This is a genomic window from Nodularia chucula CCY0103 (assembly GCF_963923915.1).
Lineage (GTDB): Bacteria > Cyanobacteriota > Cyanobacteriia > Cyanobacteriales > Nostocaceae > Nodularia > Nodularia chucula.
This window is the reverse complement of record NZ_CAWUOL010000139.1, coordinates 1-8,784: the sequence shown is the minus strand read 5'-3', so window position 1 is coordinate 8,784 and position 8,784 is coordinate 1. Positions and strand designations below refer to the sequence as shown.

The following is an 8,784-nucleotide window of genomic DNA, read 5'->3' as shown; positions in this document are numbered from 1 at the left end:
CACTTCCCACACTTCCCACACTCCCCACACTTCCCACACTCCCCACACTTCCCACACTCCCCCCATCTGGCTGTAAATTATGAAAAAGCTGCTGCCAATTGATATAATGAGCAATCTTTTCCTGTGCTTTCACTTCTAAAGTTATCTTACTGGCATTTGATTGTTGTAGCGATCGCACACAAAGTTCTGCCACATCATCACGGCTAATTTTGCCCCTAATATTATCACCTTGCTCAAAGATTAACTCCTTACCCCCCGCTTCCTCAGTTAAAGCACAAGGTCGAATAATCGTATAAGGAATCCCACTGGCTCTTAAACTATCCTCACCTTTTAACTTCCATGTTAAAATTCCTCCCAACTGGTCATTTAATCTCACAGCTGGCGGTTCTTCATCTAAATTAATTCCTGGTCTTCCGGGACGAGTTACCCCCGCCGAACTTACAAGCACAAACTGGGGAAAAGTTTCGCCACCATAAGCCTTAATTGATTCTATTTGTAAAGCAAAATTCCCCGGTGAAAACTGAGGATTTAAAGCCCCATCATATTCAAACTTACTCAACATCAGTTGAAACGATGAAACTTGACCAGCATCAATAGGCGGACAATCTCGCACCACCTTAGCACGAAAGACCGGCACTAAATCTTTAAAAGGAATGCAAACATTGATCCAAGTATTATCGATAGTGTCAAAAGAATAGCTGTAACCCACGCCATCCCATTTCGTTTCTGTCCGTAAAAATAGTTTGTAACGCTGACCGTCACCTTTGACACGAATTTCTACACCTTCATAACCCGACAAATTAACAGCAGGTTCAAAATTTTTAGTTCTCACAGAAGCAAACCCGCCAGAATTAGCCGTAGAAACATTACCAGCAAACACAGCCGAAGTTTCTAATAATTGCAGGTTACTAGCGCTCACACCACCCATAACCACATCATCCACCGCACCCCAAACATTTTTTAATTCAGCCGAGGGATGAGTAAAATCAAATATTAATTTTTCATTAGCTGGAGGTAAATATTTCGCCGCAGCTTCTACCAAGTTTTTCACACCTTGATATTCCACATTTTCGGGAGTATCCCCCACAATTTCCGGCATATAAAATTTTATACCTTGGTTATATTTAGCCCTATCCGGTGTGTCCCCCTCCACAGGTTGAACACGTACTGCTGTGCAACAAACTACGGCTTGGATATTAGCCATAACCAGAGAGTTTAAAGTTTCAGCCTTGGTAATATCCGCAACTACTAAGTCAACATCATCACCCAGAATTGACCGTGCTTTGTCGATATCTCGTACCAGGGCGCGAACTTTATCACCTCGTGCTTGCAATTTTCGGACAACTCGTTTACCCACACCACCTGTTGCACCCGCCACTAATATTACACCCACATTTTCTCCTCCATTGGGTAGATTTTGATTACCTTGAGGACGACCTTGAATTAACTGCTGTACCCAGTTAAACAAAGGAAACACCTCGAAATAGGTTAAGGTGTCGATAAACCTGCCTAAGTCCCATTGAGAACGATTTTTGTCACTCACAATCGCGTCCTCATAATTTTTTCTGTTACCTCCATGATAACGGAAGCATTATTAGCACCTCACCCCTATTTTTTATAGACCTGCTCCAATTTCTTCATCAGATTACGCCAAAATACCTTCCTCCCATCTTTACTTTGTGTACTTTGCGTCTTAACATTATATTTGCTTGATTTTCAAACTCAATTTAGGGTTGCATACCCAGGTAGCCTCTTTTTATGTGGATAGTTCCATAACTTGGATTTTCCTGGTGGAAGATTTGATGTGATAATTTTTTAAGAAATAATTCAACTTAAAAAAAATATATCTGAAGTTAGATGCACCTCACTAGTAATATATTCAGTATATTCTCTGAATGTATTGGCTGGTTTTTTTATCTATAGAGTCGATATTTCCACAAGTTTCCTAAATATTTCTAAATTTGAGAATTCCATAATATTTAATTGTTGTATGTTCTTAAGATAACGTTTAACATAAAAGTATTTACTTAGAAGATTTACACAATAATCGATACATTAAACAATTTTCAGTATTTTCTGTGACTGAACTTGGCTGATATTCATCTAATCTTCAAAAAAAAATTGCGCGTAGTCTCATTGTTTAGCTAAAGTTTTGTTAAGATGCTAATGCGAGGTGTTTTTCCACGGGAATGATTACATGAGGATGTGGAGAAATAAATAACACTCGTAATACACAATTGCAGAGGTGAAGCAATGACCACCTATATGTTTTTTGAAGATGCCCTCCGGATGTTTGCCAATGTCTACTTACTATCAGCAGTCATGCTCATAGCAGCTTCTGGAATTGGTTTAGCCGTGATTGAAACCATTGAAAAAACAGGAGAACGCTAAATTAGAACCTAGTGCAATGCTCTGTGTTAACAGATATTGGCTACTGGTATTCGCCGTCAACAAATCTTGGTGACATTCCACTCTTGAATTTTGCTCGCACTACAGCATTAGTGGAAATTCAACACATCCACAGGTAAATCACTGTAATGCTACTCAAAACTCGACTCAGGAGTAAATATGGGCAAGCGATTTGACTGGCGATCGCCACCAAAGACATCGCCTCATGACATCAATTCAAGGGGTTTTTCTGTATCCCTAGCAAGATTCCTAGTAAAACTTAATCCAACTCTCTGCGACCTTCCAAAGCCCTTGCCAGCGTCACTTCATCGGCATACTCCAAATCGCCACCCACAGGTAAACCAAAGGCAATTCGCGTCACCTTAGTAAATGGTTTCAGTAGCTGACCGATATACAGGGTTGTTGTCTCCCCTTCTATAGTCGGACTAATTGCCATAATTACTTCTTGGGTTTTTTGTTGACTTACCCGCCGCACCAAAGCAGAAATAGTTAGCTGTTCTGGTCCAATACCATCCATAGGGGAAATCACGCCACCTAAAACGTGATACTTACCTTTATATTCGCGGGTTTTTTCCAGTGCAATTAGATCACGAGAATCCGCAACCACACAAATAGAGGTGTTGTCACGGTTGGGATTGCGACAAATTTCACAAACAGGATCAGCAGATAAGTGAAAGCAAACAGAACACAAGCCTATCTGCTTTTTGGCATCAATTAAGGCTTGTGCTAAAGCTTCTATTTCTGCTTCTGGGCGCTTTAAAATGTGCAGAGCTAGGCGTTGGGCTGACTTAGGACCAACCCCTGGTAAGCGCTGCAACTGCTCAATTAACCGTGCTAAAGGACGTGCGTAAACCGTAGTCTTATCTCCATATTTTTCTCATCTTAACTCAGTCTACTAGAACCGGGAGCATTGATCCTCTTTATTACCTTTGACAATGTTCTTTCCTCCCGTTGGCACCGGACGATTTTCCTTACATTGGAGATTACCATCAATTCTATTATTATTAATAGTCAACCCTCCGGTGTTCTTAAAAGCCTGTAAGTTGCCACCAATTGTATTAGCATTAGCAACTAACTGATTCTTATTTTCATCAAATTGTAAATCTTGCTTGATTTGTGAATTTGTAATACTTGCCGATCCTGATTTTTTAATTTGGATATTACCACCAATGGCTGAGTTAGAATCAACAACTACATTTTTGGCATTCTCAGCCTGAATATTACCAATTACGTTTACCTTGGTTGCTCTCAGGGTTGCATTAGACTCAACCTTAATATTACCCTTAACTCTTGTACCAGAGAGAATACACGTAGCACCATCAGGCACGCGTAAGTTATCAACTGTTACAGACCCTAATGTATTGCGGCAGGTAACTTCATCCGCCAATGCTACTAAGGAGTAAGACAGAATTCCTACTGCACTCACAACGGCTATGGACACGAAATGTCTCTTGTTCATGATGTCTCTGAGAAAAATTAATTAATGTTACTATTTTGAAAATGAATTATAGCTTGAATTCGTTTCCGTTCATAAGTGCAAATTGAGGTAAATGCGCTACACCAAACAACAAAGCCGAAATTACATTAGTACTCCAAAATAATACTGTACTTGCTTGATCTTGTTTCAGCAGCCAGCATCCAAATGTCATTAACCCAGTCATCATACCTAACCGGAACCAAATTTCTTCATTAATCCCTGCGCCAAAGGCAGCAAGGAACCCCGGTAGAGAACCGGGTAATTCTATATCTCTGTATTCAGTAGGAAGAAAAGAATAAAACGCTTTATCCGAGAAAACAACGAAAAACCCACAAAAACAGCCGAAAGCAACAGCTAATAACAGAGTGTTAATCAGCAAACCATCTTTTATTAAAAGTTTTGCCAAACTAGAAACTTCTAAACCTTGTCTACTTCGTGACCACAATCCCAATACAGCTAAAGGTGCAGTCACAATAGCCGTTAAGTTAACAGACCTGCAAACAATAAAACTTCAGGTAAAGAAACAACCTGATGAGCAATAATCAAACCGTAAAGAATAGTTCCCATCGAAGCGAAGATCGAAGCAAAGAGTAAAATACCCAGAACTTTGAATGAAAACCAGGTATCATGGGGAATTTTTGAGTCAACATCAACTCTCATATATGAAGTTTCTCCATTCTTAATGCTTCTCTCAACTCTGTGTTCTCTGCGTCCTCTGTGGTTAAAAAAATCTTCACAAATATACATGAAAAAACGCCCCCCATTTCTGAGAGGCGCTTTTTATTCAGCTAAACTTTGAGATTAGCCGTTGATAGCAGGTGCTGTTAAAGCAACAGGAGCAACATCAGCAGCAGCCAAATCTAGGGGGAAGTTGTGAGCGTTACGCTCGTGCATTACTTCCATACCCAAGTTAGCGCGGTTGATTACGTCAGCCCAGGTAGCAATAACCCGACCTTGAGAATCAATTACTGATTGGTTGAAGTTGAAACCGTTCAAGTTGAACGCCATTGTGCTGATACCCAAAGCGGTAAACCAGATACCAATTACAGGCCAAGCAGCTAGGAAGAAGTGAAGTGAACGGCTGTTGTTGAAGGAAGCGTATTGGAAGATTAAACGACCAAAGTAACCGTGTGCAGCTACGATGTTGTAGGTTTCTTCTTCTTGTCCGAACTTGTAACCGTAGTTGAGTGATTCAGTTTCGGTTGTTTCACGTACCAAGGAAGATGTCACCAAGGAACCGTGCATTGCGGAGAACAAAGAACCACCGAAGACACCAGCTACACCCAACATATGGAAGGGGTGCATCAAGATGTTGTGTTCTGCTTGGAACACGATCATGAAGTTGAAGGTTCCGGAGATACCCAAAGGCATACCGTCAGAGAAGGAACCTTGACCAATTGGGTAGATCAAGAATACTGCTGTAGCAGATGCCAAAGGCGCAGAGTAAGCTACACAGATCCAAGGACGCATACCCAAGCGGTAAGATAGTTCCCACTGACGACCAAGGTAGCAAGCGCAACCGATCAAGAAGTGGAAAATTACCAGTTGGTAAGGACCGCCGTTGTACAACCACTCATCTAAGGAAGCTGCTTCCCAAATGGGGTAGAAGTGCAAGCCGATAGCGTTGGAGGAAGGAACAACTGCACCGGAGATGATGTTGTTTCCGTAGATTAAAGAACCAGCTACAGGTTCGCGGATACCATCGATGTCTACTGGGGGTGCAGCAACGAAAGCGATGATGAAGCAAGTTGTAGCAGCTAGTAGGGTGGGGATCATGAGAACGCCGAACCAACCGATGTAAATGCGGTTGTCGGTGCTGGTGATCCACTCGCAGAAGCGATCCCATACGTTAGCGCTTTGACGCTGTTGTAAGGTTGTGGTCATGTTTTTATAATTGCTTTTCGTGTTTACGAATTAAGTAGGTAAACTTGCCTACTTGAATACTACCTTAGAGGATAAGTTTTGTTTTGTAAAGCAATTTTAATAATTTTTTACTTATGCAAGTAATTAGTTTTAATTATGAATCGCATCTCAAGACACGATTCATTGGGGTTTAATCAACCAGGAGGCCAGTCCAGTTGCCGTCCTCCCAGGATATGTAAATGTAAATGGTAGACTGTTTGACCGCCATCAGCACCATTGTTGATGACAACGCGATAACCGTTTTCTAATCCAGCTTCGGCGGCTACGCGTTGGGCGGTTAATAACAGATGTCCTAAAAGAGCTTGGTCTTGAGATTCAGCATCAGCTAATTTAACTATGGGTTTTTTGGGAATGACGAGGATATGAACTGGGGCTTGGGGGTTAATATCTGTGAATGCTAAGGCTAGGTCATCTTCATAAACAATGTTTACTGGAATTTCCCGGCGAATAATTTTGCTAAAAATCGTCTCTGTGGTTTCACTCATGCCGATTTACCTAATCATCTGTTAAAGATTTTAGGCGATCGCCTGGCATTATTTTTCGATTATGCTATTCTGTTAACCAACTGAAAAGTTTACCCACAGTCAGATTGAAGGACTCTGCAAAGGGTGGGACAGGTAAGCGATCGCTTTCTAGTTCAAAAACTGCAAGGGTGCGATTAGCAAAATACACAAATACCACTTCTTCTTCTGGATCAATCAACCAGCCCATCTGAGTCCCGTGGTTGAGACAGTGAAGAATGTTACGGACGACTTTGGTTTGACTTTGGTCAGGGGAAAGGATTTCAATTGTCCAGTCTGGTGCGATGGCGAAGGTGTTGGATACTTTACCGTTATCGTCGCGGGGGATGTGTTCCCATGTAAAAACTGCGATGTCAGGAACAATGGATCTACCCCCAAATGTACAGCGTAGTTCTGAATAAGCACGGGCGATATGCTGGGGCTTCAGCGTTAGATTGATATCCGCACCAAGATCCACTTGAAGGGTGCTGTGTTTTCCTTGGGGCATAGGTTTTTGAATAATCTGACCGTCTATAAATTCGCTAGCCGGTTTAGTTTCCGGTTGTTGGAGAAATTCTTCTAGGGTTAAGGGTTTGGTGGGGGTTTGAACCATAATTCACCTGCATCTCTAGGAATTATTATTTTAGCTATAAGAAAGAAATATGGATTTGTGTCGCGCAGAGGCGCAGAGTCGCAGAGAGGTAATTGTCTCTGTGGTTTCACCCATGCCAATTTAGCTACTCATCTGGTAGAGATTTTAAAGGGTTAGTGGTAAAAATAAATGCTTGCTAGAGTCTGGAGTGCATCTATTGTGGGTATCGATGCCGTGAAAGTCGGTGTTGAGGTCGATATTTCAGGGGGATTACCAGGAATTGTGGTGTTGGGTCTTCCAGATTCGGCGGTGCAAGAATCGAAGGAGAGAGTTAAAGCTACTTTAAAAAATGCTGGTTTTGCTTTCCCTATGCGGAAAATTGTGATTAACCTGACTCCGGCTGATTTACGCAAGGAAGGGCCTTGTTTCGATTTACCGATTAGTGTCGGGATTTTGGCCGCTTCTGAACAAGTTAGCCCTGATTTGTTGGGAGATTATCTGTTTTTAGGTGAAGTTTCTCTGGATGGTAGTTTACGTCCTGTGGCTGGGGTTTTACCTATTGCGGCTACAGCCCAAAAAATGGGGATTGCAGGTTTAGTCGTGCCGGTAGATAATGCTCAAGAGGCTTCAGTTGTAGAAGGATTGGCGGTTTATGGTTGCAAAAATATTGCTGATGTGGTGGATTTATTGAATAATCCAGGGCGTTACAAACCTGTACAGCCAGATAATTCACAACCCTTACCTCAAACGGCTTATCCTGGTGCAGACTTAAAAGATGTTAAGGGACAGGCTCATGCTCGTCGGGCTTTGGAAATTGCGGCTGCTGGCGGTCATAATTTAATCTTTGTGGGGCCGCCTGGTAGTGGGAAAACGATGTTAGCCAGACGTTTACCGGGGATTTTACCTCCTTTGGAGTTTGCGGAATCTTTAGAAGTAACTCGGATTCATTCGGTAGCGGGATTATTGAAAAATCGGGGTTCATTGGTGCGCGATCGCCCTTTTCGCAGTCCTCACCATTCTGCATCAGGCCCTTCTCTAGTTGGTGGTGGTAGCTTTCCCCGTCCTGGGGAGATATCTTTATCCCATCAAGGTATTCTTTTTCTCGATGAGTTAACCGAGTTTAAACGCGATGTTTTAGAATTTCTCCGCCAACCTTTAGAAGATGGTTATGTGACCATTTCCCGCACCAGACAATCTGTAATGTTTCCAGCGCAGTTTACCTTAGTCGCCAGCACAAATCCCTGTCCTTGCGGTTACTATGGCGATACTATTCAACCATGCACCTGTTCACCCAGACAACGGGAGAATTATTGGGCGAAGCTTTCAGGGCCTTTGATGGATCGGATTGATTTACAAGTTGCAGTCAATCGTTTAAAACCAGAGGAAATCACCCAACAACCCACAGGAGAAGCTTCCACTTCAGTTTTAGAGAGAGTTACAAAGGCACGTGATCGCGCCGTTAAACGTTTTCAAGGAGAACCAAATCTGCGTTGCAATGCTCAAATGCAAAGCCATCATCTTCAGAAATGGTGCAAGTTAGATGATACTAGCCGCAATTTATTAGAAGCAGCAATTAGAAAATTAGGGCTATCTGCAAGGGCGAGCGATCGCATTCTCAAAGTTGGGCGGACTATTGCAGATTTAGCAGGGGAAGATGAATTAAAAGCCCATCATATAGCTGAAGCGATTCAATACCGCACAATCGATAGGATGCAATAATATAGGACAGTGTTTAAGTGATTTATCGTAAGAACTCATTCATCAGCACTTCTAAATCAACTTGGCGAATTTCAGCTAACTGAATCAATGCTTCTGCGCGGTCAGTATCTTCAGGGTTAGCGCGTCTCAAACCCTATTGACAGTGGGATTCTAGGAGAGGATTG

9 protein-coding genes and 1 pseudogene are annotated in these 8,784 nt (G+C 42.2%); 2 read left to right on the top strand and 8 right to left on the bottom strand.

The genetic code is table 11. The features are described from left to right. The coding region (locus ACM0OP_RS23035) for a CIA30 family protein (RefSeq protein WP_414530739.1) at window positions 1-1,543 on the bottom strand (1,543 nt) is incomplete at its 3' end. A 710-nt stretch (window positions 1,544-2,253) separates the two neighbouring features. Between ACM0OP_RS23035 and ACM0OP_RS23030 the strand changes: the two genes are divergently transcribed. After that, window positions 2,254-2,391 (top strand): hypothetical protein, encoded by a 138-nt coding sequence (locus ACM0OP_RS23030; RefSeq protein ID WP_414530738.1) that lies wholly within the window; start codon window positions 2,254-2,256, stop codon window positions 2,389-2,391. Between the two features lie 277 nt (window positions 2,392-2,668). On the opposite strand, the pseudogene recR reads toward ACM0OP_RS23030, so the two are convergent. The 7 genes and pseudogenes from recR to ACM0OP_RS22995 all read right to left on the bottom strand — a co-directional run. Beyond that, window positions 2,669-3,265 (bottom strand): annotated as a pseudogene (gene recR / locus ACM0OP_RS23025) (recombination mediator RecR); the annotation flags it as partial. A 39-nt stretch (window positions 3,266-3,304) separates the two neighbouring features. Next, the gene (locus ACM0OP_RS23020) at window positions 3,305-3,850 is read right to left on the bottom strand and encodes a hypothetical protein (protein WP_414530737.1); all 546 of its coding nucleotides are present in this window, start codon (window positions 3,848-3,850) and stop codon (window positions 3,305-3,307) included. 64 nt (window positions 3,851-3,914) lie between these two features. Beyond that, on the bottom strand, window positions 3,915-4,358 hold the full coding sequence (locus ACM0OP_RS23015) for a CPBP family glutamic-type intramembrane protease (RefSeq protein ID WP_414530736.1): 444 nt from the start codon (window positions 4,356-4,358) through the stop codon (window positions 3,915-3,917). Between the two features lie 8 nt (window positions 4,359-4,366). Beyond that, entirely contained in the window at window positions 4,367-4,546 is a 180-nt protein-coding gene (locus ACM0OP_RS23010) for a hypothetical protein (RefSeq protein WP_414530735.1), read from the bottom strand. Window positions 4,547-4,687: 141 nt separating this feature from the next. Further along, window positions 4,688-5,770 (bottom strand): photosystem II q(b) protein, encoded by a 1,083-nt coding sequence (psbA, locus tag ACM0OP_RS23005; protein ID WP_414526391.1) that lies wholly within the window; start codon window positions 5,768-5,770, stop codon window positions 4,688-4,690. A 173-nt stretch (window positions 5,771-5,943) separates the two neighbouring features. Beyond that, window positions 5,944-6,294: a histidine triad nucleotide-binding protein gene (locus ACM0OP_RS23000; protein WP_414530734.1), complete on the bottom strand. Its 351-nt coding sequence runs from the start codon at window positions 6,292-6,294 to the stop codon at window positions 5,944-5,946. A gap of 64 nt (window positions 6,295-6,358) precedes the next feature. Further along, window positions 6,359-6,922: a Uma2 family endonuclease gene (locus ACM0OP_RS22995; RefSeq protein WP_414530733.1), complete on the bottom strand. Its 564-nt coding sequence runs from the start codon at window positions 6,920-6,922 to the stop codon at window positions 6,359-6,361. Window positions 6,923-7,090: 168 nt separating this feature from the next. Between ACM0OP_RS22995 and ACM0OP_RS22990 the strand changes: the two genes are divergently transcribed. Beyond that, entirely contained in the window at window positions 7,091-8,620 is a 1,530-nt protein-coding gene (locus tag ACM0OP_RS22990; RefSeq protein ID WP_414530732.1) for a YifB family Mg chelatase-like AAA ATPase, read from the top strand. The last annotated feature ends 164 nt before the right edge of the window (window positions 8,621-8,784 follow it).

Excerpts from the sequence above, each read along its gene's own strand:
- ACM0OP_RS23030 (WP_414530738.1), top strand. The coding sequence starts at position 2,254 with ATGACCACCTATATGTTTTTTGAAGATGCCCTCCGGATGTTTGCCAAT.
- ACM0OP_RS22995 (WP_414530733.1), bottom strand. The coding sequence starts at position 6,922 with ATGGTTCAAACCCCCACCAAACCCTTAACCCTAGAAGAATTTCTCCAA.
- ACM0OP_RS23000 (WP_414530734.1), bottom strand. The coding sequence starts at position 6,294 with ATGAGTGAAACCACAGAGACGATTTTTAGCAAAATTATTCGCCGGGAA.
- psbA (WP_414526391.1), bottom strand. The coding sequence starts at position 5,770 with ATGACCACAACCTTACAACAGCGTCAAAGCGCTAACGTATGGGATCGC.
- ACM0OP_RS23010 (WP_414530735.1), bottom strand. The coding sequence starts at position 4,546 with ATGAGAGTTGATGTTGACTCAAAAATTCCCCATGATACCTGGTTTTCA.
- ACM0OP_RS22990 (WP_414530732.1), top strand. The coding sequence starts at position 7,091 with ATGCTTGCTAGAGTCTGGAGTGCATCTATTGTGGGTATCGATGCCGTG.